The 24,780-nt window shown below is 60.7% G+C and carries 23 protein-coding genes and 1 other annotated feature; of the genes, 12 read left to right on the forward strand and 11 right to left on the reverse strand.

Features of this window, described 5'->3' with window-relative positions; all coding sequences use genetic code 11:
* The first annotated feature begins 105 nt into the window (after positions 1 to 105).
* Positions 106 to 1,539 carry a glycosyltransferase family 39 protein gene (locus tag AWX27_RS11920; protein WP_060422331.1) on the forward strand — a complete coding sequence of 478 codons (1,434 nt, stop codon included), beginning with the start codon at positions 106 to 108 and terminating at the stop codon, positions 1,537 to 1,539.
* Positions 1,540 to 1,570: 31 nt separating this feature from the next.
* On the opposite strand, the gene AWX27_RS11925 is transcribed toward AWX27_RS11920, so the two are convergent.
* The gene (locus AWX27_RS11925; RefSeq protein WP_060422335.1) at positions 1,571 to 2,572 is read right to left on the reverse strand and encodes a zinc-binding alcohol dehydrogenase family protein; all 1,002 of its coding nucleotides are present in this window, start codon (positions 2,570 to 2,572) and stop codon (positions 1,571 to 1,573) included.
* A 97-nt stretch (positions 2,573 to 2,669) separates the two neighbouring features.
* Here AWX27_RS11925 and AWX27_RS11930 point away from each other — a divergent pair, with 97 nt between their 5' ends.
* Positions 2,670 to 3,581, forward strand: coding sequence for a LysR family transcriptional regulator (locus tag AWX27_RS11930; protein ID WP_060422339.1), 912 nt, complete (start codon positions 2,670 to 2,672; stop codon positions 3,579 to 3,581).
* 28 nt (positions 3,582 to 3,609) lie between these two features.
* On the opposite strand, the gene AWX27_RS11935 is transcribed toward AWX27_RS11930, so the two are convergent.
* Positions 3,610 to 4,617, reverse strand: coding sequence for an NADP-dependent oxidoreductase (locus AWX27_RS11935; RefSeq protein WP_060422343.1), 1,008 nt, complete (start codon positions 4,615 to 4,617; stop codon positions 3,610 to 3,612).
* A 14-nt stretch (positions 4,618 to 4,631) separates the two neighbouring features.
* Positions 4,632 to 5,600: an SDR family NAD(P)-dependent oxidoreductase gene (locus tag AWX27_RS11940; RefSeq protein WP_060422347.1), complete on the reverse strand. Its 969-nt coding sequence runs from the start codon at positions 5,598 to 5,600 to the stop codon at positions 4,632 to 4,634.
* 162 nt (positions 5,601 to 5,762) lie between these two features.
* On the opposite strand from AWX27_RS11940, the gene AWX27_RS11945 reads away from it, so the two are divergent.
* Positions 5,763 to 6,668, forward strand: coding sequence for an AraC family transcriptional regulator (locus tag AWX27_RS11945; RefSeq protein ID WP_060422351.1), 906 nt, complete (start codon positions 5,763 to 5,765; stop codon positions 6,666 to 6,668).
* 32 nt (positions 6,669 to 6,700) lie between these two features.
* On the opposite strand, the gene ettA is transcribed toward AWX27_RS11945, so the two are convergent.
* The 4 genes from ettA to AWX27_RS11965 form a co-directional block, all read right to left on the reverse strand.
* A complete protein-coding gene (gene ettA / locus AWX27_RS11950; protein WP_025159620.1) occupies positions 6,701 to 8,368 on the reverse strand; it encodes an energy-dependent translational throttle protein EttA in 1,668 nt (555 codons plus the stop codon).
* A 142-nt stretch (positions 8,369 to 8,510) separates the two neighbouring features.
* Positions 8,511 to 9,008 carry an outer membrane lipoprotein YfiB gene (locus AWX27_RS11955; RefSeq protein WP_033649136.1) on the reverse strand — a complete coding sequence of 166 codons (498 nt, stop codon included), beginning with the start codon at positions 9,006 to 9,008 and terminating at the stop codon, positions 8,511 to 8,513.
* A gap of 38 nt (positions 9,009 to 9,046) precedes the next feature.
* On the reverse strand, positions 9,047 to 10,294 hold the full coding sequence (locus tag AWX27_RS11960; RefSeq protein WP_038878524.1) for a diguanylate cyclase DgcN/YfiN: 1,248 nt from the start codon (positions 10,292 to 10,294) through the stop codon (positions 9,047 to 9,049).
* Positions 10,291 to 10,896, reverse strand: coding sequence for a regulatory sequestration protein YfiR (locus tag AWX27_RS11965; RefSeq protein ID WP_060422355.1), 606 nt, complete (start codon positions 10,894 to 10,896; stop codon positions 10,291 to 10,293). Before AWX27_RS11965 ends, AWX27_RS11960 begins: the two co-directional genes overlap by 4 nt.
* A 639-nt stretch (positions 10,897 to 11,535) precedes the next feature.
* On the opposite strand from AWX27_RS11965, the gene sltY reads away from it, so the two are divergent.
* Entirely contained in the window at positions 11,536 to 13,464 is a 1,929-nt protein-coding gene (gene sltY / locus AWX27_RS11970; protein WP_060422358.1) for a murein transglycosylase, read from the forward strand.
* A 54-nt stretch (positions 13,465 to 13,518) separates the two neighbouring features.
* The gene (trpR, locus tag AWX27_RS11975) at positions 13,519 to 13,848 is read left to right on the forward strand and encodes a trp operon repressor (protein WP_016929152.1); all 330 of its coding nucleotides are present in this window, start codon (positions 13,519 to 13,521) and stop codon (positions 13,846 to 13,848) included.
* Positions 13,849 to 13,859: 11 nt separating this feature from the next.
* Here the strand turns inward: trpR and yjjX are convergent, their stop codons facing one another.
* Positions 13,860 to 14,378 carry an inosine/xanthosine triphosphatase gene (yjjX, locus tag AWX27_RS11980; protein ID WP_060422361.1) on the reverse strand — a complete coding sequence of 173 codons (519 nt, stop codon included), beginning with the start codon at positions 14,376 to 14,378 and terminating at the stop codon, positions 13,860 to 13,862.
* Between the two features lie 101 nt (positions 14,379 to 14,479).
* Here yjjX and gpmB point away from each other — a divergent pair, with 101 nt between their 5' ends.
* Entirely contained in the window at positions 14,480 to 15,127 is a 648-nt protein-coding gene (gene gpmB / locus AWX27_RS11985; RefSeq protein WP_060422364.1) for a 2,3-diphosphoglycerate-dependent phosphoglycerate mutase GpmB, read from the forward strand.
* Here the strand turns inward: gpmB and robA are convergent.
* Complete coding sequence (gene robA, locus AWX27_RS11990) at positions 15,124 to 15,993, reverse strand: MDR efflux pump AcrAB transcriptional activator RobA (RefSeq protein WP_038878537.1); 870 nt, start codon at positions 15,991 to 15,993, stop codon at positions 15,124 to 15,126. The two genes, gpmB and robA, sit on opposite strands and share 4 nt — an antisense overlap.
* A gap of 342 nt (positions 15,994 to 16,335) precedes the next feature.
* Between robA and creA the strand changes: the two genes are divergently transcribed.
* Complete coding sequence (gene creA / locus AWX27_RS11995) at positions 16,336 to 16,815, forward strand: protein CreA (RefSeq protein ID WP_060422367.1); 480 nt, start codon at positions 16,336 to 16,338, stop codon at positions 16,813 to 16,815.
* 51 nt (positions 16,816 to 16,866) lie between these two features.
* On the opposite strand, the gene arcA is transcribed toward creA, so the two are convergent.
* Positions 16,867 to 17,583, reverse strand: a complete 717-nt coding sequence (gene arcA, locus AWX27_RS12000) for a two-component system response regulator ArcA (protein ID WP_060422371.1) — start codon at positions 17,581 to 17,583, stop codon at positions 16,867 to 16,869.
* 630 nt (positions 17,584 to 18,213) lie between these two features.
* Here arcA and AWX27_RS12005 point away from each other — a divergent pair.
* The 5 genes from AWX27_RS12005 (at position 18,214) to thrC (ending at position 23,945) form a co-directional block, all read left to right on the forward strand.
* Positions 18,214 to 18,900, forward strand: a complete 687-nt coding sequence (locus AWX27_RS12005) for a tRNA/rRNA methyltransferase (RefSeq protein WP_060422374.1) — start codon at positions 18,214 to 18,216, stop codon at positions 18,898 to 18,900.
* Positions 18,901 to 19,112: 212 nt separating this feature from the next.
* Entirely contained in the window at positions 19,113 to 19,181 is a 69-nt protein-coding gene (gene thrL / locus AWX27_RS24535; protein WP_071998276.1) for a thr operon leader peptide, read from the forward strand.
* Positions 19,120 to 19,237, forward strand: a sequence feature (Thr leader region). (Overlaps the previous gene by 62 nt.)
* A gap of 24 nt (positions 19,238 to 19,261) precedes the next feature.
* Complete coding sequence (thrA, locus tag AWX27_RS12010) at positions 19,262 to 21,721, forward strand: bifunctional aspartate kinase/homoserine dehydrogenase I (protein WP_060422379.1); 2,460 nt, start codon at positions 19,262 to 19,264, stop codon at positions 21,719 to 21,721.
* Between the two features lies 1 nt (position 21,722).
* On the forward strand, positions 21,723 to 22,652 hold the full coding sequence (thrB, locus tag AWX27_RS12015; protein ID WP_060422382.1) for a homoserine kinase: 930 nt from the start codon (positions 21,723 to 21,725) through the stop codon (positions 22,650 to 22,652).
* 3 nt (positions 22,653 to 22,655) lie between these two features.
* Positions 22,656 to 23,945, forward strand: a complete 1,290-nt coding sequence (gene thrC / locus AWX27_RS12020; protein ID WP_060422384.1) for a threonine synthase — start codon at positions 22,656 to 22,658, stop codon at positions 23,943 to 23,945.
* A gap of 46 nt (positions 23,946 to 23,991) precedes the next feature.
* Here the strand turns inward: thrC and yaaA are convergent, their stop codons facing one another.
* On the reverse strand, positions 23,992 to 24,768 hold the full coding sequence (yaaA, locus tag AWX27_RS12025) for a peroxide stress protein YaaA (RefSeq protein ID WP_060422564.1): 777 nt from the start codon (positions 24,766 to 24,768) through the stop codon (positions 23,992 to 23,994).
* Positions 24,769 to 24,780: the final 12 nt, after the last annotated feature.

Below are 24,780 nucleotides of genomic sequence, written 5' to 3' on the forward strand. Positions count from 1 at the left end.
CGGCAGAAACGCCACCCAGGCGCACATTTAACGGCTTGTTTAAACATGGTTCATTCGACAGCGACTAAGTTAAGATTTTCTTTACAATAACGCTTAGAAGAAGACATGTCTTATCGCTTACTCGCTCTCTGGTTGGTCTGCTATGCCGCAGCCTGGACGCTGCTGACTGTTCATCTCGATCCTACCCTGCCTTACGACGCCGTCGAGGCGCTCAACTGGGGCCTCAACGGCGAGTGGGGCTCACCGAAAAATCCGTGGCTGGTCGGTGCGGCGATGCATCCGGCGATCTGGCTGTCGTGGCTGCCGCTGAACGTTTACTGGTATGGCGGGCACTTCATCGCCATCGCCATCGGCATGTTGGGCGTCTGGCTGTTGGCGCGGCGCCTGAGCGGCAGCACCTCGCTGGCCTGGATGGCGCTGCTGACGCTCAACCTGTCCGGCATCATCAATTTCGACATTATTCCCTACAATGACAACTACCTGTTGGTGATGCTGTGGCCGTGGATGGCGCTGTTCTTCCACATGGCGATCTCGCGTTCGGCCAACTGGTGGCCGGCCTTCGCGTTGGTGGCCGGTCTGGCGATGATGGCGAAATACTCGACCTTCGCCTTCGTCTATTTCGTGGCGCTGTCGACGCTGTTCGTACCGCAGGTCCGTCGCTGCTATCGGCAGCCGCAGTTCTATCTGGCGGTGGCGATCTGGCTGGCGTTGGTGTTGCCGAACGTGTTCTGGCTCTGGAACCACGACTTTGCCGCCTTCAAATGGGTGGATTCGCAGATCAAGATGCAGCTCAACCTCGACATGCTGCAGTCGCTGCTGCTGGTGTTCTATCCGTCTCTGGTGCTGTGGGCGATCCTGCGGCGCAGCGGGGCGGTGCTGGCCTGGCCATCGGCGTTGCCGATGCGGGTGCTGCTGTGGATCTATCTGTTGCCGCTCGGCATTATCACTTTCTGGTTCTCCTTCAACGTCGGCGGCCGGTTGACGGAGTGGCTGCAGCCGTTCTTCATGCTGGCGCCCGCGCTGCTGGTCGGCTGCGTCCGTCAGCCACCGGTGCGTTCACTGCGCGCGGCGACCCTCGGGCTGATGTGCGCAGCGCTGGCGGTCTATCTGGGGTATGCCGCAGTGATGCTGGGCAACGTGCGCAACGCCGGCCAGAAAATGGTGGGTATCAAGGCGTTCAGCGCCGGGGTGGAGCGGCAGTGGCAGGAGCGGTATGGCGTCGATCTACGCTACGTTGGCGGCGAATACCTGTCGCAGTGGATGACGGTGTACGCCGGTTCCCGGCCGCAGACCATTACGCGCTGGTCCAATCATACGCGCCCGAATATCTACAACGTCAACATCAGCTATCCGCAGATTGCGCAGCACGGCGTCGCCCTGTTCGGCCGGTTGGGCGAAGACTGTGCGCACAGCGACTTCGGCGGTGAGTTGGCCCACTGGCCGAAGATGCGCCTCGATTGGCAGCAGACGCTGACGTTCCGCGCCGATCCGCATGCCGACGAGCAGACGCTGTGCGTCGGCTTCGTCCGCCCGCAGTAACGGCGGCGCAGGGCGCCGCCGCGATTCAGGCTTAGTAAGCGATAACCAGCTTGCCTTGCATATGGCCGCCGAGCAACTGTCGATGCGCGGCGGTCAGCGTGTCTACCGACAGCCCGTGCAGGGTTTCGCTCAGCGTGGTGCTCAGCTTGCCTTCGTCCAGCAACTGCGCCATCTGCTGCAGGATCTTGCCTTGCTGCGCGATGTCCGGGGTGGTGAACATGCTGCGGGTGAACATGAATTCCCAGTGCAGCGCGGCGCTTTTCAGCTTCAGCGCGTTTTGATCCAACGGCTGCGCGTTCTCGACGATGGTGCAGATATGGCCCAGCGGCGCGACCAGCTCGGCCATCACCGGCCAGTGGCCGTCGGTATCGTTCAGGCACAGGATGTAATCCACCTGCTCGATGCCGTGCTGCGCCAGGTTGCCCTTCAGATCGCGGTAGTCCACCACCAGATCGGCGCCGCGCTCACGGCACCAGGCGGCGGATTCCGGCCTTGAGGCGGTGGCGATCACTTTCACCTTGCTGCGCAATGCGGCCAGCGGAATGGCCAGCGAGCCGACTCCGCCGGCGCCGCCGATGATCAACAGCGTCTTGTGCTCCGGCGCATTCTGAATGTTCAGGTGTTCGAACAGCGCCTCCCAGGCGGTGAGGGCGGTGAGCGGCAGGGCGGCGGACTCGGCCCAGTTCAGGCTGCGCGGCTTGTGCGCGGCGATGCGTGAGTCGATCAGCTGGTGGCTGCTGTTGCTGCCGGGGCGGGTGATGTCGCCGGCGTACCAGACTTCATCGCCGGGCTTGAAGCCGCTGACGCCGCTGCCCACGCCCACCACGATGCCGCTGGCGTCCCAGCCGAGAATGCGCGGCTGCTGCAGGCCGCTTTTCTGCAGACCGGCGTGCACTTTGGTGTCCACCGGGTTGACCGACACGGCTTTCACCTCCACCAGCAGATCGTACTGGCCGGGAACCGGCATCTCCGGTGAAATTTCGATGAAACCGGCGGGGTTCTGCGGGTCTACGGCAATGGCTTTTATCGACATGATTGTACTCCTTTCAAATGATGCCCCCAGTGTAGACCCGCGGCAGTGGGGTGATAAGATGGACAATATCTAACTGAGTGTTCGTTTAAGGTGAACAATGGAATTCAAACAGCTGCAGGACATGGCGCTGTTCGCGCTGGTGGCGGAGTGCGGCAGCTTCACCGCCGCCGCACAGCGCGTGGGATTGCCGAAATCCAGCGTCAGCCAGCGCATCAGCCAGCTCGAACAGACGCTGGGGCTGCGCTTGCTCAACCGCACCACGCGCCAGCTGAACCTGACCTTCGCCGGTGAGCGTTATCTGGAACATTGTCAGGCGATGATGTCCGCCGCCGAACGCGCCGATCTGGCGCTGCAGCGGCTGCGCGATAACCCGAGCGGCCGCCTGCGCATCTCGACGCCCGCCGGGCTGGGGGCGACCCTGGTGGCGCGGCTGGCGGCGGATTTTCAGCGCCAGTACCCGGACGTTTCGCTGGAGGTGTCGGTGTCCGATGCCATGGTGGATCTGGTACAGGAAGGCTTCGATGCCGCGTTGCGCACCGGCAAGCCGCAGGATTCTTCGCTGATCGGTCGCCGTCTCGGGTATGCGCCGCGCTATCTGTTGGCGGCGCCGTCCTATCTGGCGCAGCATCCGCCGATCGAACACCCGCAGCAGCTGCAACAGCATCGCTGCATTGCCCACCGCGCCTGGACGGCCTGGAACCTGCGCTGTGGCGACGACTACTACCGTTGGCAGCTGCCGCTGGCGCACACCACCGACAACCTGCTGTATGCGCGTGAATGCGCTATCGCCGGTGCGGGGATCACGCTGTTGCCGGCGTTTCTCAGCCGCGAGGTGGTGGCGCAGAAGCTGTTGGTGGAAGTCTTGCCGGCGTGGCGCGCGGAGGGTAATGAGCTGTATCTGGTCTACCCGAGCCGCAAGCTGAATTCCGCGGCGCTGGCCTGTTTTATCGCTGTGGTGCTGCAGCACTCGGCGTTTGACGACTACGCGCGCGAGCTGGCGCGGGAATGATGGCCGGGGCACGCAGAGCTTTCTCGGTTCAGGCGGAGGGCCGTGCCACCTGAACGATGCGTTTCCCTCTATTTTTGCCCGCCAGCAGGCCGCCCAGCGCAGCGGGCAGCAGCTCAAAACCGGTGATCAGGTCTTCGATGACCGCGAGTTTTCCCTCAGCGATCCAGACCGTGAGCGCCGCCAGCGCCTGTTCTTGGCGGTGAAGGAAATCGGCCAACAGGAAACCCCGCATCGTCAAGCTGTTGACGATCAACAAACCGGGTATCCCGGCAGGTGCTGCCGGCGGGGAGGCCGTATCGTACTGCGATACTGCGCCGCAGCAAACGATGCGCCCCTGTTTTGCCATGTGCGGCAGGCTGGTCGCCAAAACATCGCCGCCGACGTTGTCGAACAGCACATCGATGCCGTTGGGGCATGAGCGGCTCAGGGCGTCATGCAGATTTTCCGCCTTATAATCTATCGCCGCGTCGAACCCCAGCCTGTCCGTCAGCAGAGCCGTTTTGGCGCTGCCGCCGGCAATGCCCACCGTGCGGCAGCCTTGAAGCCGGGCGATTTGTCCTGCGAACATGCCTACCGCCCCTGCGGCGGCGGATACGACGACGGTTTCACCGGCCTTGGGGTGTCCGCATTCCAGCAGGCCGAAGTAAGCAGTGAGTCCTGGCACGCCGTAAACGCTGAGCAAGTGCGTATGCGGAACGGTATCCGACTGCTTGAGCGCGCCTGCCACCGGTACGACTGCGAAGGTTTGCCAGCCGGTTTCTGCCAGCACTAAATCTCCGGTGGCCAGCAGGGGAGAGCGCGACTCGACGACTTCGGCCAGCACGGTCGCGGCCATGACCTCTCCCGCCTGCAATCCGGAACGATAGGTGGCGCCCTGCATCCAGGCTCTGCTGGCCGCATCCAGAGGCACGTAAAGCGTGCGTAACAGAACCTCTCCAGGGCCGGGGATTGGCATGGGAGCCTTCCGAGTCTGAAAACAATCGACGGTCAGTTTTCCTTGTGGGAGTTTGACGAGGATGATTTGTCGATTCTGCATAGGTGGGCTCCTGTTTAAATCTTGCCGAAGGCATTGACGCCGGTGAGTTGCGCCGACAGTTTCCATAGGCGTTGAGCCTGTTCAGGATCGACGGCGTAGCTTTTTACGCCGCTGAAGGAAAAGCCGTTGTCATCGTTGCGCCGGGCGACATCGCAATCTTCGCAATACAATCCGCCAAGGCCATTGAGCTGAGGCGATGTTGCCGCCCAAACCTGGGTTGCCGCTCCTTGTTGCGGGGTTTTCAGCATTTCCGGGTGGGCGGGTTTGCCGTTGGCGTCGATCCAGCCCAATGCGAGCATCTCTTCCTGCGAGAGATAGCGCTGCAGCGGCGTTTGGATCATGCCGGGATGCAGCGAGAAGGCGCGCACGCCGGTGTTTTTCCCCAGCTTGTCTAGCTGGAGGGCGAAGAGCGCGTTAGCGGTTTTCGATTGGCCATAGGCCAGCCACTTGTCATAGCCGCTGTGAAACTGGACGTCATTCCAGCGTATGGCGCTGGCATGGTGACCGGAAGATGAGATGACGACAACGCGGGCGCCGCCCGCCAGTGCTGGCCAGAGGTGGTTCACCAGTGCGTAATGCCCCAGGTGGTTGATCGCGAATTGTGCCTCCCAGCCTGGGCCGATACGGGTTTCTGGACAGGCCATAATGCCGGCGCCGCAGATCAACAAATCGAGGTGGACGCCGGTCGCCAGAAGTTGTTGTGTGAACTTTCTGATGTTGCTCAGATCGGTCAAATCAAGCTCATAAATGTCGACGTTGCTGATACCGATGATGGCCAGACGAGTGCGGGCGATGACGGGATCGCGGGCGGCGACGATCACCTGTGCTCCCGCCTGCGTCAATGCGCGAGTCGTTTCCAATCCCAGGCCGGAATGACCGCCTGTTACCAGCGCCGTCATGCCGGCCAGTTGACGATCTTTGAGTACGTCGGCGGCGGTGGTGGTGGCGTTAAAGCTGGAGTTGAGGGGCACTTGTCGGTTCATTGGACGTTCCTCGCTGCGGTTGGCTGTGACACTGGGAGTGTAAGTCGGCTCTATCAGCGGCTGAATGCAACAAAAACCTAATTTCTGTCGCCATCGTCCTAAAGCCTTTGGCTGGAGCATCGCACGGGTTATGCTCTTGAAAGGACCTTGGGGGGAGAGGGTATGGATCCTTTATCGGAAGTGCTGGCACCATTGAACAGCCAAAATGCGTTTTTCGGCGGCCTGAAGGCCGGCGGCGACTGGGCCGTTCATTTTCCCGCTCCGCAAGGCGGGAAGTTCAACGCGGTGGTGCGTGGCGGCTGTTGGCTGGCGGCGGAAGGGCTGGCTGAACCGCTGTGGCTGGCGGCCGGCGACTGTTTACTGCTGACTCGCAGCCTGCCGCTGACCGTCGGCAGTGACTTGTCACTGCCGGCGCTCGACGCAGACGCGCTCTATCTGCAGGCGAAAAACGGCATGGCGAGCTGCGGCGAGGGGGAAACGTGCCTGTTTATCGGCGGTCGTTTTAGCTTTGGCCAAGAAGTGGAGCGGTTGTTTGGCAGCCTGCCCGCGCTGATGGTGATTCGCGGGGGGACGGAAGAGGCGGCCGTGCTGCAATGGGCGCTGCAACGGCTGGCGGATGAGCTGGTTAGGCCTTCACCGGGCAGTACGTTGATGACGCATCATCTGGGGCAAATCATGTTGACCCAGGCGCTGCGGATATACCTGATGGGGGAGGAGAGCGCGGCGTCGGGTTGGCTGCCCGCCTTGTTCGATCCGCGCATCGGCGCCGCGATGCAGGCAGTGCACGCCGATCCCGCCCGGCGCTGGACGGTGGCGTCGCTGGCCGCCGCTGCTAGCGTTTCTCGCTCGACGCTGGCGTTGCGCTTCAAGCAGAAGGCCGGTATGGCTCCGCTGGAGTATGTGTCGCGATGGCGCATGCTGCTGGCGGCGCGGGCTTTGCGTACCGGCAGCGAACCGGTGTCCACCATTGCGCAGCGTTTGGGATATGATTCGGACAGCGCGTTCAGCCACGCCTTTAAGCGCATGATGGCATGCTCGCCGCGCGACTATCGCCGGACACGGGAATAAAAAAAAAGGCGCCGCATGCGGCGCCTGGGGTATTACTTGGCGATCTTCTTGTACTTGATGCGGTGCGGCTCGAGCGCGTCGGCGCCCAGCGTACGCTTCTTGTACTCTTCGTACTCGGTGAAGTTGCCTTCGAAGAATTCCACCTTGCCCTCGTCCTGGTAGTCCAGGATGTGGGTGGCGATACGGTCGAGGAACCAACGGTCGTGCGAGATCACCATGGCGCAGCCAGGGAATTCCAGCAGGGCGTTTTCCAGCGCGCGCAGGGTTTCGATATCCAGGTCGTTGGTCGGTTCATCGAGCAGTAGCACGTTGCCGCCAACCTGCAGCAGCTTGGCCAGGTGCAGACGGCCACGCTCACCGCCGGACAGCTCGCCCACGCGTTTGCCCTGATCGACGCCCTTGAAGTTGAAGCGGCCGACATAGGCGCGGCTCGGCATCTCGGTGTTGCCGATGCGCATGATGTCCTGCCCGCCGGAGACTTCTTCCCACACGGTTTTCGAGCCGTCCATGCTGTCGCGGAACTGATCGACGGACGCCAGCTTGACGGTATCGCCCAGCACGATGCTGCCGGAGTCAGGCTGTTCCTGACCGGACATCATGCGGAACAGCGTGGATTTACCCGCGCCGTTCGGGCCGATGATGCCGACGATTGCCCCTTTCGGCACCGAGAACGACAGGTCGTCGATCAGCAGGCGGTCGCCGTAGGACTTGCGCAGGTTGCTGACTTCGACCACTTTATCGCCCAGGCGTGCGCCAGGTGGAATGAACAGTTCGTTGGTTTCGTTGCGTTTCTGGTATTCGGTGTTGTTCAGCTCTTCGAAGCGGGCCAAACGGGCCTTGCCTTTGGACTGACGGCCTTTGGCACCCTGACGCACCCACTCCAGCTCTTTCTCGATCGACTTGCGACGAGCGGCTTCGGCGGACGCTTCCTGCGCCAGACGCGCGTCTTTCTGCTCCAGCCAGGAAGAGTAGTTGCCTTCCCATGGAATGCCCTCGCCGCGGTCCAGTTCGAGGATCCAGCCGGCCACGTTATCCAGGAAGTAACGGTCGTGGGTGATCGCCACCACGGTGCCTTCGAAGTCGTGCAGGAAGCGTTCCAGCCAGGCCACGGACTCGGCGTCCAGGTGGTTGGTCGGTTCGTCCAGCAGCAGCATGTCCGGTTTTTCGAGCAGCAGGCGGCACAGCGCTACGCGGCGGCGCTCACCCCCGGACAGGTGGGCGATTTTGGCGTCCCAGTCCGGCAGGCGCAGCGCATCGGCGGCGCGTTCCAGTTGGGCGTTGAGGTTGTGACCGTCGTGCGCCTGAATGATCTCTTCCAGGCGGCCCTGTTCGGCGGCCAGCTTGTCGAAGTCTGCGCCTTCTTCCGCGTACAGCGCGTACACTTCGTCCAGGCGTTTCAGCGCGCCGACCACTTCCGCCAGCGCTTCTTCCACCGATTCACGCACGGTGTGTTCGAGGTTAAGCTGCGGCTCCTGCGGCAGGTAACCGATCTTGATGCCCGGCTGCGGGCGCGCTTCCCCTTCGATATCGGTATCGATGCCGGCCATGATGCGCAGCAGGGTGGACTTACCGGCGCCGTTCAGGCCCAGTACGCCGATTTTGGCCCCAGGGAAGAAGCTCAGGGAGATGTTTTTCAAAATATGACGCTTCGGCGGTACGACCTTGCCGACGCGGTGCATGGTATAGACGTATTGAGCCACGTTGCTCTAAGCCTCTCTATATCAGTATTTATAGGATGTCTGGCGGCATGAGTGTAGCCCGTTTCGATCTCGGATCCCAGACATCGCTCAGCGATCGCTAAGTATAACCGTTTATGCGCCGATAAAGGCGCATATTGGTGGCTTATGGCGTGACGACGATCGCGACGCGGCGGTTTTCCGCGCGGCCGCTGGAGGTGCGGTTATCGGCAACGGGATCGCGCTTGCCCATGCCGCGGGTTTCGATATTGGCGCGCGGAATGCCGACGCTGGCCAGCAGATCGGCCACCGCATCGGCGCGGCGCAGGGAGAGCTGATCGTTATAGCTGTCTTCACCGTAGTTGTCGGTATGGCCGTCCAGGCGGAACTTGGTGATGCCGACGCTCAGCAGCGCACGGCCCATCTTCTGCACCGTCTCGGTGCTTTCCGGGTTCAGCTTGCCGATGTTGTTGCCGAACAGCACCTTATCCGACAGGCCAAACTCCCAGCCGTTATCGGTCAGCTTGAAGCCCTGCGATTGCAGCAGCGCGATCTGCTCGGGCGTCAGGCCCTGCGGCTTGCTCTGGCAGCCGGCGAGCGCCAGCAGGGCGACGAACACCATCGTCAGCAGTGAAAAACGACCTTTAAACAGTTGCTGTATCATAGTCAAAATCCCTAGTTCAAGTGTTATAGCCGGGGCTCTTATTTATGTATAGCCAGCCGCCAGCCTCCGTTATAACGATGCTTTGCCTGATACATCGCATCGTCAGCTTCGTGCAAAAGACCCTGAGGCGTCGAGGCGTGATCAGGGTACAGCGCAATACCGATACTCAGAGAGGTAATGACCGCCTCGTCGTTCGGCAAAATGACCGGTTGCGTCATGCAGTCGATGATGTTGTCAGCGATCTGCAGGACATCTTCCGTGCCGTGTACCGGCGCCAGCAGCACGGCGAATTCATCCCCGCCCAGACGCGCGACCAGATCGGTCTCGCGCAGCTGCGCGCGAATGCGTCCGGCAATGGTGGTCAGCACCGCATCGCCTGCGGCGTGGCCGTAACTGTCGTTCACTTCCTTGAAGCGATCGCCGTCGATAAACAGCACCGCCAATTTTGCCGGCGGCTCGATATCGCCCAGGGCGCGGCTCAGCCGCCCTTCGAAGAAGGCGCGATTCGGCAAGCCGGTCAGGCTGTCGTGCGTCGCCCGGTGGGCCAGCGAGTCGTTCTCCTGCTTCAGGTGGGCCTGCCAGGCCTCCAGCTCGTCGAGCAAGCCGTTGAAATCGTTGCTGAGCTCATGCAGCTCGGCGATCGGCGCCGACGGCACCCGCAGGCCGAAGGTGCGATCGCGGCGCACCGCGTGCGCCACGTTGGCGATGTCGTCCAGCGAACTGACGATGCCGACCAGCATACGGCGCGACAACACCAGGGCGCACAAGGTACTGAGCACCAGGCAGGCGATCATGCCGACCATGCCGCGCAACAGGAAACGCAGCAGGCTGCCGCCGTTGCCGCTCAGCCAGACCTGGCCGACCTGCTTACCCTCGTGGGTGATGGGCAGGATGACCGGTTCGGGCAGCGCCCAGTGTGCGACGATCTGCTCCAGGCCGTGCAGCGGCCCATCGGTGGGATGGCGCCAGTTGGCCAGCATCTTGCCGTTGTTGTCGAGGATCCGCGCGTCCGATACTTCTTCGTTGGAGGCGATCAGCATCAGCGCCTCGCGCGCGGCGGTGCGGTCTTCAAACACCACGGCGGCCTCGACGGTATAACTGATGGAGCGCGCGATCAGGTGCAGGTTGTGGTTGGCATAGGCGCGCAGTGCAAACAGCGCCACCAGCGTCAAAAAGATGCCGGCGGTGCCGACGGCGATCAGCGCCAGCCCAAGATGCACCCGCTGCAGCACTCGGCCCAGCGTCGGGCGCGCATTGCCGGAACGGTTTTTACGCAACAGCCTCATAGCGGCGGCGCCTGTTTGCGTGCCAGCTGCAGCACGTTGGGGTGGACGCGCACGCCGCTGCGCGCCAGGGCGTCCAGGTTGACCTTGAAGCTGGCCTGATCCCCATCGATCTGCAGGCAAAATGCGCTGCCGGCGGAGCATTCGCTATCGTTCTCGCTGATGCTGAGAATGGAGTTGCCGGAAATGCGCTGCATGAAATTTTGTCTCTGCGCGGCGGTGATGTTCCCTAAGTAGATAACATCGCAGCCGGTACTCAGCGTTGGGCTGTCGAACGGCACGCGCTCGGCTTTAATCGGACGCGGGGCGCTGAGCAGGATCGGATCGAACAACCCTTCGGCATACTGGGTGGGTGCGGTCACGCACAACCGGATCGGATTGGGTTCACGCGACCAGCGGGCGTAGCTGATGATGCCGACCACCACGGTCGTTACGGCGTGCGTGCGCTTTTGATAGGGATCATCGGCGGCGCGCGCAGGCCCGGGCAACGTCAGCAGCACCAACAAAACGATCAGCAACAGGCGACCGATATTCAGGCGTGCGGCATGGAAGCCCGGCACGGGGCTTTTTGCGCAACGCATCGCTATCGCGGTCTTACTTGCCATTTTCACCCGCCATTCCGGCCTGATCCACCGCCCGCAGGCCGTGGCCTGACAAGGAAAAATCCGGCCCGCTTGAAGGGACAATCGTTTTGCTGAAAGCTGTCAGTCGCACTGCCTAATGAACACTATCTAACCCATAATTGGCGCGGATTGTATTATAAGATGTCTTCGTTGGGCGCTTTATGTGCTGTTTTCTCGGAATTATCCTACTTATTTTTGATAGTATAAAAATGCCTACCCGGGTTTGCCACCGCTTTTCTGCAAAGTTGGCGCGTTTGGCCAGCTGTCAGGCGATTTGCGCAACGACTGCGTCATTTCGAAAATGTAATAATGTGATAGCTAATAATTAAAAAGTATTTTACTTCTCCAATAAGCACCGGGACGGCTAATAAAAATCCGGTAGCTGGAAATATCCCGCCGGCCTGATTTGTCAGCCAAAGTAAACGTTTTTTACCTGGCTCCCGTCATGGCGATACACTTCTTCTTCTACAGTATTGAATGGATAAGCGATTGCGCTGTCTATGGTAGATATCTGCGTCCGGGCCGTGCGCCCGGCTTTATTTTGTCCCGCGGCGCCGTGGCGCGGCGGTCACCGGGGAGCTGGGCGGCTCCTGCGGTATAACCAGTGAGGAAAGAGCGAGGATGGTCAAGGTGGACAAGCGACGGCTGTTGGCGATGGGGCTGTGCCTGACGGCGTTTTCCGGCGCGGCGCTGGCGGATTCTCTGGATGCGCAACGTCAGCGTTACCAGCAGATCAAACAGGCGTGGGACGGCAATCAGATGGACGTGGTGGCGCAGCTGATGCCGACGCTGCGCGATTACCCGCTTTATCCTTACCTGGAATACCGCGAGCTGACGCAGGATCTGAGTCAGGCGGGGTTCTCCGAGGTGAACGACTTTATCAAACGCAACCCGACGCTGCCGCCGGCGAAATCACTGGCGCCGCGCTTCGTCAATGAGCTGGCGCGTCGCGAAGACTGGCGCACCCTGTTGGCCTTCAGCCCGCAGCCGCCCAAACCGGTGGCGGCGCGCTGCAACTATTACTACGCCAAGTGGGCCACCGGCGATCAGCAGGCGGCCTGGAGCGGCGTCGACGAACTGTGGCTGAACGGCAAAACGCTGCCGAGCGCTTGCGATCGGCTGTTCAGCGTCTGGCGCGGCGCGGGCAAGCAGACGCCGCTCGATATTCTGGCGCGCATGAAGCTGGCGCTGAAAGAGGGTAACAGTTCACTGGTCAACAACCTCTACAGCCAACTGCCGGCCGACTACCAGACCATGGGCAACGCCCTGGTGCGCTTGCAAAACGATCCGACCACCGTGGAAGCCTTCGCCCGCAGCGTGGGGCCGACCGACTTTACCCGCGCCGCCACCGGCATCGCCTTTGAGCGCCTGGCGCGGCAGGATGTGGAAAACGCGCGGGCGATGATCCCGACGCTTGCGCGGCTGCAGAAAATGAGCGACGACGAGCGGCTGGGGCTGGAAGAGGCGGTGGCCTGGCGCCTGATGGGCAGCGATGCCACCTTTGAACAGGCGCAGTGGCGTGATCAGGTGATCCTGCGCAGCCGTTCGCCTTCGTTGCTGGAGCGCCGGGTGCGCATGGCGCTGGGCAACGGCGATCGGCAGGGCGTGGCGACCTGGCTGGCGCGCCTGCCGGAAGAGTCGCGCAACAAGGATGAGTGGCGCTACTGGCGCGCCAGTCAACTGATGGACGAAGGGAAACGCGCCGAAGGCGAGGAGATATTGCGTAACCTGATGACCGAACGCGGCTTCTATCCGATGGTGGCGGCGCAGAAGCTGAACGCCACTTATCCGGTGATGGTGGCGGTGGCGGCCAAGCCGCGCGCGTCGCTGACCGACGGGCCGGAAGTCGCCCGGGTGCGCGAGCTGATGTACTGGAATATGGACAACCTGGCCCGCAGCGAGTGGGGCTCCTACGTCGCCAGCCGCAGCCGGCCGGAACAAGAGGCGCTGGCGCGTTACGCCTTTGAGCAAAAATGGGCCGATCTGAGCGTGCAGGCGACCATCGTCGGCAAGCTGTGGGATCACCTGGAGGAACGCTTCCCGGTCGCCTGGCCGCAGGAGTTCCGCCGCGCCACCGATGACAAGGGGATCACCACCAGCTATGCGATGGCGATAGCGCGTCAGGAGAGCGCCTGGAATCCGAAGGCACAGTCGCCGGTTGGCGCTTCCGGCCTGATGCAGGTGATGCCGCGCACCGCGCAGCATACGGTGCAGATGTTCAACATCCCCGGCTACGTCGGCCCGAGCCAGCTGTTCGATCCGCAGACCAACATCACCATCGGCACCAGCTATCTGGAGTCGGTCTATCAGCAGTTCGGCCGCAACCGCATCCTGTCGACCGCCGCCTATAACGCCGGCCCGTCGCGGGTGAACACCTGGCTGGGCAACAGCTCAGGGCGGATCGATCCGGTAGCGTTTATCGAAAGCATTCCGTTCTCGGAAACCCGCGGCTACGTCAAGAACGTGTTGGCCTATGACGCGTTTTACCGCTATCTGACGCATCGGCCGGCCAAGGTGCTGACCGACGCCGAGTGGCAGAGACGTTATTGATTTTGACGGCCCTATGGTATGCTGCTGTACTAGTTAAATAGTATGGTGGCTGCCATGACGCAATTATCGTTAAACGACCCCGCTCTTTCAGAACAAGGCAATGAGGATTGGCTGCGCTTCGTCGCGCTGCTGCAGAATTCGTTTGCGCAAGAACTGCATCAACCGCTGCTGCAGCTGATGCTGACGCCGGACGAGCGCACCGCGCTGGGCACTCGGGTACGGATCATTCAGGAACTGATGCGCGGCGAAATGAGCCAGCGTGAGCTGAAAAATGAACTGGGCGCGGGGATTGCCACCATCACCCGCGGATCGAACAGCCTGAAAGCGGCTTCACCGGCGCTGAAACAGTGGCTTGAGCAGCAGTTGCTGCACGACGCGCCCTAACAGGCTCGGGGTTATTGCTGATAGATGGCGTTGTGGAACGGCACCAGCGCCAGCAGCAGCGCCTGATGATAAACGCTGGTGCGGCTCAGCCGGCCGTCGGTGAAGACGCCGATGGCGCCGCCCTGACGCTTCACCTCGGGGTTGCCGGTGATTGCCGCCATTTCGCTGCCCAATTCGCGACCGTCGCGAATACCTTGTAAGATGACTTCCGGCAGCATCAGGCTCGCCGAGCGGGATTCGCCGCGGATGTGCGGGTTCTCGATGGTCATCCAGGCGAAGGTCATATTCTCTTCAATCCCGGCTTCTACGCCGACCCAAAAATCGGCCTCGGGCCTGACCTGGCGCGCTTCCATGACGCGTTGGCGCGAGCCGGTGCGCGTTTCGTGATTGCCTATCGGCTGCAGCGAGACGCCGCTGGCGACGTCGACGGCTTCAATGCGATAGTGGCCCGCGCCGAAGACGTCGTCGAAGGCCAGTTGAATAGCCTTGATCTTTGCCGGGTTGGTAGTTGCAGCGACAACATGGTACATAACGGGTTTGATATCCTTCTGGCCGATACGCCGGGCAGCGGCAAAAGCGCCGCCGGGCCGGGGATAAACGCAAATTTCACGCAGTATAACGGAAAACAAAAATGTTACAGGTATACCTCGTTCGCCATGGCGAAACGGAATGGAACGCGGCTCGCCGCATCCAGGGTCAGTCCGACAGCCCGTTAACCGCCATGGGTGAACACCAGGCCCGTCTGGTCGCCAGGCGCGTCAGCAAAGAAGGCGTTACGCATATCATTACCAGCGATCTGGGGCGCACGCGCCGCACCGCGCAGATCATCGCCGAAGCCTGTGGCTGCGAAGTGATTTGCGATCCGCGTTTGCGTGAGCTGCACATGGGGGTTCTGGAAGAACGCCTGATCGACAGTTTGACGCCGCAGGAAGAGCAGTGGCGCAAACAGATGGTCGATGGTACTCCTGACGGCCGTATCCCTCAAGGCGAATCCATGGAGGAGCTGGGCGAGCGCATGCGCGCCGCGCTGGAGAGCTGCCTGATGCTGCCGGAAGGCAGCAAGCCGCTGCTCGTCAGCCATGGCATCGCGTTGGGGTGTTTGATCAGTACGGTGCTCGGGCTGCCGGCCTATGCGGAACGTCGCCTGCGCTTGCGCAACTGCTCACTGTCGCGCGTCGATCACCAGCAGAGCCCGTGGCTGGCTTCCGGCTGGATCGTGGAAACGGCGGGCGATGTCACGCATCTGGACATGCCCGCGTTGGACGAACTGCAGCGTTAACGTCGAATCGGGATCAGGTAATCGCACTTGATCTCGATAGGCGCCTGATGCGGACGGCGCTCGCCTTTCGGATAGAAACGCTCGATGTCGTGCCCCTTGCGGCGCGTCAGCTGGAGCGCCGGCAGGCAGGTGCCGTACACCGTCAGGATGAAGTCTTGCAGCCCCTCGGTGGGCCCTTCATAGCTGAACATCGCGAATTCACCGCCCGGCAACACCAGCGGCTGGCCTTCCTGTACTTTGTCAGGCACCTGATCCGGCTCCAGCGCCGTGGTGTACAGCACTTCCTGTTCGTCGTCCTTCTCCTGGCTCGGGCGCGAGTGGTGCAGCCCGTACAGCACCGGCGGCAGGGTATCGACGTCACCGAGGAACTGGCGCCAGAACTGCGAGCGCAGTTCAGTGCGCACGGTGGTGATCTGTTCCAGCGTACAGGAGTAGCTTTGGGTCAGGCCAACCAGATGCTTATCCGGCAACGAAACGAATTCCGGCTGCGGCAGGGTGAAGGCCCCCAGACGGATCGGCGGACAGATGCCGAACGCGTTCCAGTCTTCGGCGCGGCGGTACAGCGCCGGCGTTTGCGCAAACTGTTTTTTGAAGGCGCGGGTGAAGGTCTGCTGCGAGTCGAAACGGTATTGCAGGGCGATATCCAAAATCGGCCGGCCGGTCAGACGCAGCGCGACGGCGGCTTTGGACAGCCTCCTTGCCCGGATGTAAGCACCGATGGCGTTACCGGTAATATCTTTGAACATCCGTTGCAGATGCCATTTGGAGTAGCCGGCCTTGGCCGCCACGTTATCCAGCGACAAGGGTTGGTCCAAATGGCTTTCCAGCCAGCTAAGCAGATCACGAATGATACCGGCTTGATCCATAGATCTTCCTCGTAAAGCTTGGGGGTAGGAACCCGAACTGTTGATTCGTCACGCTGGTGCTGCGCTATCAGACCGATCCATGAGCCATTATGCGTTGCACTCTTTGCCTCTGCTGCGCATGCCGCGCCAGAGTTGGATTGGGGTACACCGTAGTGGGCGCAAAGAAATAACGACGCCGCATCATAGCAATTTTTTTACTCCGCGACTCTCAAAGATTTTTGTCACGCTCTGTGCTAAAACGGACGGTGCGGACCCGTAAAAAACCGATTCCGTGAGCTTAGACATAAATAATGGCGATCGCCGAACCTATTTTTGCGGCAAGGTTATATCGGAGTTAAGTAAATGAAAAAAGGCTGGATATTTTTATTCGGTTTGGTTTGCGCAACCCTTGGCAGCGCGCAGGCGGAGCAGGTAGGTTCCGTTGATACGGTGTTTAAATTGTTGGGGCCAGACCACAAAATCGTGGTGGAAGCGTTCGACGATCCGGATGTTAAAAATGTAACTTGTTATATCAGCCGCGCCAAAACCGGCGGCATCAAAGGCGGCCTGGGGCTGGCGGAAGACACCGCCGACGCGGCCATTTCCTGCCAGCAGGTGGGGCCTATCGAGCTGAGCGACAAGATCAAAAACGGCAAGGCGGAAGGCGATGTGGTGTTCCAGAAACGCACCTCGCTGGTGTTCAAGAAGCTGCAGGTGGTGCGCTTCTACGACGCCAAGCGTAATTCGCTGATTTACCTCAGCTACTCCGACAAGGTGATCGACGGCTCGCCGAAGAACGCGCTGAGCGCGGTGCCGATCATGCCGTGGGCCGAGACGAAATAAAAAAACGGGGTTCAGCATGCTGAACCCCGTTTTCATGACGGCAGGCCGGAATTACTCTTCCAGATCGCCGCAGAAGCGGTAGCCTTCGCCGTGAATGGTGGCGATGATTTCCGGCGTGTCCGGCGTCGATTCGAAGTGTTTGCGAATGCGACGGATGGTGACGTCCACGGTACGGTCATGCGGCTTCAGCTCGCGGCCGGTCATTTTCTTCAGCAGTTCGCCACGGGACTGGATCTTGCCCGGGTTTTCGCAGAAGTGCAGCATGGCGCGGAATTCGCTGCGCGGCAGCTTGTACTGTTCGCCGGCCGGGCTGAGCAGCGAGCGGCTGTTGATGTCCAGCTCCCAACCGTTGAACTTGTAGCTCTCGACCAGGCGGCGCTCTTCGCCCAGGCTGCCCAGGTTCATGGTACGCGACAGCAGGTTGCGTGCGCGGATGGTCAGCTCACGCGGGTTGAACGGTTTGGTGATGTAATCGTCGGCGCCGATTTCCAGGCCGAGGATTTTATCCACTTCGTTATCGCGACCGGTCAGGAACATCAAGGCGACGCTGGCCTGTTCGCGCAGTTCGCGCGCCAACAGCAGGCCATTTTTGCCTGGCAGGTTGATGTCCATGATGACCAGATTGATATCATTTTCAGACAGGATATTGTGCATCTCTGCACCATCATTGGCTTCATGAACAATGTAGCCTTCCGCCTCGAAAATGCTCTTCAGGGTGTTACGAGTGACTAACTCGTCTTCGACAATCAGAATGTGCGGGGTCTGCATATTTGCTACCTAAAATTGCCAACAAAATAGAAAATCGGAAGTACAGAAGTCTCTGTTTTCTTAGAGGAGGGCAGAGATAGCGCCACGTTCCCTCTCAGCAAATGACTAAAGTACGTAAACTCGTTCTTGATGCACTTTCCATCTCATGTCAACAAGATCGCTAGCCTGGTGGGGATGCTGTTCCCTACAACCCCTTGGGGTGCCAAATCGGCGCATATCCTAACCCCATTAACAGCAATATAACAGCGCGTGCCGAATTCATCACCCAACAAAACTACGCTTTGTTGACATATATCAAATTCAATTGTAGCACGTTAACAGATTTGTGAAAAACACTTACAGAAATGCCAGTTTAAGTCACAGAACCTCAAATTCTGTGAACGATTCAGCATTATCCGGCCCGATAGGATACAATTATTCGCTTATTGATCATCGTCTTGTTTTAACTCATTGATAAATAAATGCAGTAAAACATAAGCACGAATAATGACTATTACGACGGGTTTATTAGCTCAACGAGCCGTTTAATCTTGTTTGTTGCTATTAACGCGTTTATTGTTACGCAATTGTAAATATAAGCGGGCGCTGCGCCACCGTCAAAAACGCAGGCCCGCCTTCGGTGGAAGAGTGATGCAGCTTCATATTGTTTTAGTGGCTCCGGCGCGGCCGGAAAACGTTGGCGCGGCGGCGCGCGCGATGAAAACCATGGGCTTCACGTCGTTGCGCATCGTCGACAGCGAGGCGCACCTGCAGCCGGCGGCGCGCTGGGTGGCACACGGGGCCGGCGAGATCCTCGACGGCGTGCAAACGTTCGCCACGCTGGAGCAGGCGCTGGCGGACGTGGATTTCACCGTCGCCACTACCGCCCGCAGCCGCGCGCGTTTTCACTACTACTGCACGCCGCCTGAGCTGCTGGAACAGTTGAGCGAGCGTAAGCAGTGGGTCGGCCAGGCCGCGCTGGTGTTCGGCCGTGAAGATTCCGGCCTGACCAACGAAGAGCTGGCGCTGGCGGATTTGCTGACCGGCGTGCCGATGCAGGCGGACTATCCGTCGCTTAATCTGGGGCAAGCGGTGATGGTGTACTGCTACCAGTTGGCGAGCTTGATGGGCGTCAGCACGCCGCAGGAAACGGCGGCGTCGGAAGGGCAGCTCAAGGCGCTGCGCCGCCGTGCCGATGCCTTGTTGAACGCATTGGAGGTCGGCGATGACCAAAAATTGCGCGACTGGCTGCACCAGAGGCTCGGCGTGCTGCAACAGCGAGATACGGCGATGTTGCATACGTTGCTGCACGACATCGAAAAAAAACTCGCCAAGTGATAGCGGCTTCATCAAGCGGTTACCCAGAGTGATCCACTATTAAACCGGCTTTAAGTTGTTTTTTTGTTCTGTCATTTTGCTTTTTACCTCCGGTATCGCGCAATGTCGCCGCTGAACGGAAAATAAGCAAAAAAAAGAAATCGTTTGACTTGGGATAGCGATTGCTTTAACCAATAGAGGGGACAGAGTATTTCATGAGACAGACAGACAACATGCGCAATATCAGCCTGAATACCACAATTATTACCACCACCGATACCACAGGTAACGGGGCGGGCTGACGCGCACAGGAAACACAGAAAAAAGCCCGCACCTAATCAGTGCGGGCTTTTTTTTCGGCTTAAATTCGGAGAGATCACACATGCGAGTGCTGAAATTTGGCGGAACCTCGGTGGCGAATGCAGAACGTTTTCTGCGCGTTGCCGACATCATGGAGAGTAACGCGCGTCAGGGACAGGTAGCCACGGTCTTGTCCGCCCCCGCAAAGATCACCAACCATCTGGTGGCGATGATCGACAAAACGGTGGCAGGCCAGGACATTCTGCCGAATATCAGCGACGCCGAGCGGATCTTTGCCGATCTGCTGAGCGGCCTGGCGCAGGCGCTGCCGGGTTTTGAATACGACAGGCTGAAGGGCGTGGTCGATCAGGAGTTCGCGCAGCTCAAGCAGGTGCTGCACGGCGTTTCGCTGCTGGGGCAGTGCCCGGACAGCGTGAACGCGGCTATTATCTGCCGCGGTGAAAAGCTCTCCATCGCCATCATGGAAGGGGTATTCCGCGCCAAGGGCTACCCGGTTACGGTGATCAACCCGGTGGAGAAACTGCTGGCGCAGGGCCACTACCTGGAGTCCACCGTGGACATCGCCGAGTCCACGTTGCGCATCGCCGCGGCGGCGATCCCGGCCGACCACATCGTGCTGATGGCCGGTTTCACCGCCGGTAACGACAAGGGCGAGCTGGTGGTGCTGGGCCGCAACGGCTCCGACTATTCCGCCGCCGTGCTGGCCGCCTGCCTGCGCGCCGACTGTTGCGAAATCTGGACCGACGTCGACGGCGTGTATACCTGCGATCCGCGCACCGTGCCGGACGCCAGGCTGCTGAAATCGATGTCGTACCAGGAGGCGATGGAGCTCTCCTACTTCGGCGCCAAAGTGCTGCACCCTCGTACCATCACGCCGATTGCCCAGTTCCAAATCCCTTGCCTGATTAAAAACACTTCCAACCCGCAGGCCCCCGGCACGCTGATCGGCAAAGACAGCACCGATGACGCGATGCCGGTGAAAGGCATCACCAACCTGAACAACATGGCGATGATCAACGTCTCCGGCCCGGGCATGAAAGGCATGGTCGGCATGGCCGCGCGGGTGTTCGCCGTGATGTCGCGCGCCGGCATTTCGGTGGTGCTGATCACCCAATCCTCTTCCGAATACAGCATCAGCTTCTGCGTGCCGCAGGGCGAACTGCAGCGCGCCCGCCGCGCGCTGGAGGAGGAATTCTATCTGGAGTTGAAAGACGGCGTGCTGGATCCGCTGGACGTCATGGAACGCCTGGCGATCATCTCGGTGGTCGGCGACGGCATGCGCACCCTGCGTGGTATCTCCGCGCGCTTCTTCTCCGCGCTGGCGCGCGCCAACATCAATATCGTCGCCATCGCCCAGGGCTCTTCCGAGCGTTCAATTTCGGTCGTGGTCAGCAATGATTCCGCCACCACCGGCGTGCGCGTCAGCCACCAGATGCTGTTCAACACCGATCAGGTGATCGAAGTGTTCGTCATCGGCGTCGGCGGCGTCGGCGGGGCGCTGATTGAGCAGATCTACCGCCAGCAGCCGTGGCTGAAGCAAAAACATATCGACCTGCGGGTGTGCGGCATCGCCAACTCGCGCGTGATGCTGACCAACGTGCACGGCATCGCGCTGGACAGCTGGCGCGACGAGCTGGCCGGCGCGCAGGAGCCGTTCAATCTCGGCCGCCTGATCCGGCTGGTGAAGGAGTATCACCTGCTGAACCCTGTGATCGTCGACTGTACCTCCAGCCAGGCGGTGGCCGATCAGTATGTGGACTTCCTGGCGGACGGTTTCCACGTGGTGACGCCGAACAAAAAGGCCAACACCTCGTCGATGAACTATTATCAGCAACTGCGTGCGGCCGCCGCCGGTTCGCACCGCAAGTTCCTCTATGACACCAACGTCGGCGCCGGTTTACCGGTGATTGAGAACCTGCAAAACCTGCTGAACGCCGGCGATGAGCTGGTGCGCTTCTCCGGCATCCTGTCCGGTTCGCTGTCCTTTATCTTCGGCAAGCTGGACGAAGGGCTGTCGCTGTCGGCGGCGACCCTGCAGGCCCGGGCCAACGGCTACACCGAGCCGGATCCGCGCGACGATCTGTCCGGTATGGACGTGGCGCGCAAGCTGCTGATCCTGGCGCGCGAGGCCGGTTACAAGCTGGAGCTGAGCGATATCGAGGTCGAGCCGGTGCTGCCGCCGTCCTTCGACGCATCGGGCGACGTGGATCAGTTCCTGGCGCGGCTGCCGGAGCTGGATAAAGAGTTCGCGCGCAACGTGGCCAACGCCGCCGAGCAAGGCAAGGTGCTGCGCTATGTCGGCCTGATCGACGAAGGGCGCTGCAAGGTGCGCATCGAGGCGGTGGACGGCAACGATCCGTTGTATAAAGTGAAGAACGGCGAGAACGCGCTGGCCTTCTACAGCCGCTACTATCAGCCGCTGCCGCTGGTGCTGCGCGGCTACGGCGCCGGTAACGATGTGACCGCAGCGGGCGTGTTCGCCGATCTGCTGCGCACACTGTCATGGAAGTTGGGAGTTTAATATGGTTAAGGTGTATGCACCGGCCTCGATCGGTAACGTCAGCGTCGGTTTCGATGTGTTGGGCGCGGCGGTTTCGCCGATCGACGGCACGCTGCTGGGCGACTGCGTCAGCGTCGAAGCCGCCGAGACGTTCAGTCTGCAAAATGCCGGGCGCTTCGTCAGCAAGCTGCCGGCCGAGCCGAAAGAGAACATCGTTTATCAATGCTGGGAGCGTTTCTGCCAGGAGATCGGCCGCGAAGTGCCGGTGGCGATGCGGTTGGAAAAGAACATGCCGATCGGTTCGGGGCTGGGCTCCAGCGCCTGTTCGGTGGTCGCCGGGCTGATGGCGATGAACGAGTTCTGCGTTCGGCCGCTGGATAAGACGACGCTGCTCGGCCTGATGGGCGAGCTGGAAGGCCGCATTTCCGGCAGCGTGCATTACGACAACGTGGCGCCTTGCTATCTGGGCGGTCTGCAGCTGATGCTGGAAGAAGAAGGCATCATCAGCCAGGAGGTGCCGTGCTTTGACGATTGGCTGTGGGTCATGGCCTATCCGGGCATCAAGGTCTCCACCGCCGAAGCGCGCGCCATTTTACCCGCGCAATACCGTCGTCAGGATTGCATCAGCCATGGTCGCTATCTGGCCGGTTTTATCCATGCCTGCCACACCCGTCAGCCGCAGCTGGCCGCCAAATTGATGCAGGACGTGATCGCCGAACCGTACCGCACCCGGCTGCTGCCGGGCTTCGCCGAAGCGCGCAAGGCGGCGCAGGAGATCGGCGCGCTGGCCTGCGGCATCTCCGGTTCCGGCCCGACGCTGTTCGCCGTCTGCAACGACGGCGCCACCGCGCAACGCATGGCCGCCTGGCTGCAACAACACTATCTGCAAAACGACGAAGGTTTTGTTCATATTTGCCGTCTGGATACCGCAGGCGCTCGACTACTGGGATAACGCATGAAACTGTACAACCTTAAGGATCACAACGAGCAGGTCAGCTTCGCGCAGGCGATCAAACAAGGCCTGGGCAAGCAGCAGGGGCTGTTCTTCCCGCTGGAGTTGCCGGAGTTCGAACTGACCGAGATCGACCAGCTGCTGGAGCAGGACTTTGTCACCCGCAGCAGCCGCATTCTGTCGGCCTTTATCGGCGAAGAGGTACCGGAAGCGGCGCTGAAGAAACGCGTGCAGGCCGCCTTTGAGTTCCCGGCTCCGGTGGCGAAAGTGACCGAAGACGTCTCTTGCCTGGAGCTGTTCCACGGCCCGACGCTGGCGTTCAAAGACTTCGGCGGCCGCTTTATGGCGCAGATGCTGGCGGAAGTGGCCGGCGATCAGCCGGTGACCATTTTGACCGCCACCTCCGGCGACACCGGCGCCGCCGTGGCGCACGCCTTCTACGGCCTGAAGAACGTCCGGGTGGTGATCCTCTACCCGCAGGGCAAAATCAGTCCGCTGCAGGAGAAGCTGTTCTGTACCCTGGGCGGCAACATTCACACCGTAGCGATCGACGGCGACTTCGATGCTTGCCAGGCGCTGGTGAAGCAGGCGTTCGACGATCAAGAATTGAAAGACGCGTTGCACCTGAACTCGGCTAACTCGATCAACATCAGCCGCTTGCTGGCGCAGATCTGCTACTACTTCGAAGCGGTGGCGCAGCTGCCGCAGGAAGCGCGCAATCAGCTGGTCATCTCGGTGCCGAGCGGCAACTTCGGCGATCTGACCGCCGGGCTGCTGGCCAAGTCGCTGGGCCTGCCGGTGAAGCGCTTTATTGCCGCCACCAACGCCAACGACACCGTGCCGCGCTTCCTGACCAGCGGCCAGTGGCAGCCGCACGCCACGGTCGCGACGCTGTCCAACGCCATGGACGTCAGCCAGCCAAACAATTGGCCGCGCGTGGAAGAGCTGTTCCGTCGTAAGGTCTGGCAGCTGAAAGAGCTGGGCCACGCGGCGGTCAGCGATGAGACCACCAAGGAAACGATGCGTGAACTGGCCGAGCTGGGTTATATCTCAGAACCGCACGCGGCCATTGCCTATCGCGCGCTGCGCGATCAGCTGCAGGAAGGGGAGTTCGGTCTGTTCCTCGGCACGGCGCATCCGGCCAAGTTTAAAGAGAGCGTAGAAGCGATCCTCGGGCAGGAACTGCCGTTGCCGAAAGCGCTGGCGCTGCGCGCCGATCTGCCGCTGCTGTCGCACACGCTGCCTGCCGGCTTTGCCGAACTGCGCAAGTTCCTGATGGCGCTGCCGGCCTGAAGTTCGGCAGGCTAGAATCTGAAAAGCCGTCTTGCGACGGCTTTTTTTATGCCTGCTCCGGGCGTTTGAACACCAGTTCATTGCCCTGCGAGGCGGCTTCGTCGAAGGCGTAGCCTTCCAGGTTGAAGTCCACCAGCTGCTCGCTGCGCGTCAGGCGGTTCTTGATGATAAAGCGGCTCATCAACCCGCGCGCTTTCTTGGCGTAGAAGCTGATGACCTTGTACTTGCCGTTCTTCTCGTCGAGGAACACCGGTTTGATCAGCGCGCCGTGCAGTTTGGCCGGCTTCACCGACTTGAAATACTCGTCGGAAGCCAGGTTGACCACCACGTCGTCGCCCTGCTGCTCCAGCGCTTCGTTGAGTTTCTGGGTGATTTGATCGCCCCAGAAGCTGTACAGATCTTTGCCTTTCGGGTTTTCCAGCTTGATACCCATCTCCAGCCGGTACGGCATCATCAGATCGAGCGGGCGCAGCACGCCATACAGGCCGGACAGCATACGCAGATGCTGCTGGGCAAAGTCGAAATCGGCCTCGTTGAAATCCTGCGCCTGCAGGCCGGTGTAAACGTCGCCCTTGAACGCCAGCAGCGCCTGACGGGCATTGTCTGGGGTAAATTTGGGCTGCCACTCGCTAAAGCGCGCGGCGTTCAGCCCTGCCAGCTTGTCGCTGATGCTCATCAGGCTGGCGATTTGCGCCGGCGTCAGCTCGCGGCAAATTTTGATAAGTCGCTGAGACTTGTCCAGCAGTTCGGGCTGCGTGAAACGTTCTGTCGCCAGCGGGCTGTCGTAATCGAGAGTTTTTGCAGGGGAAATAATAACGAGCATGGCCAGATCCTG

The organism is Serratia sp. 2880STDY5682894, from assembly GCF_001537385.1.
Lineage (GTDB): Bacteria > Pseudomonadota > Gammaproteobacteria > Enterobacterales > Enterobacteriaceae > Serratia > Serratia nevei.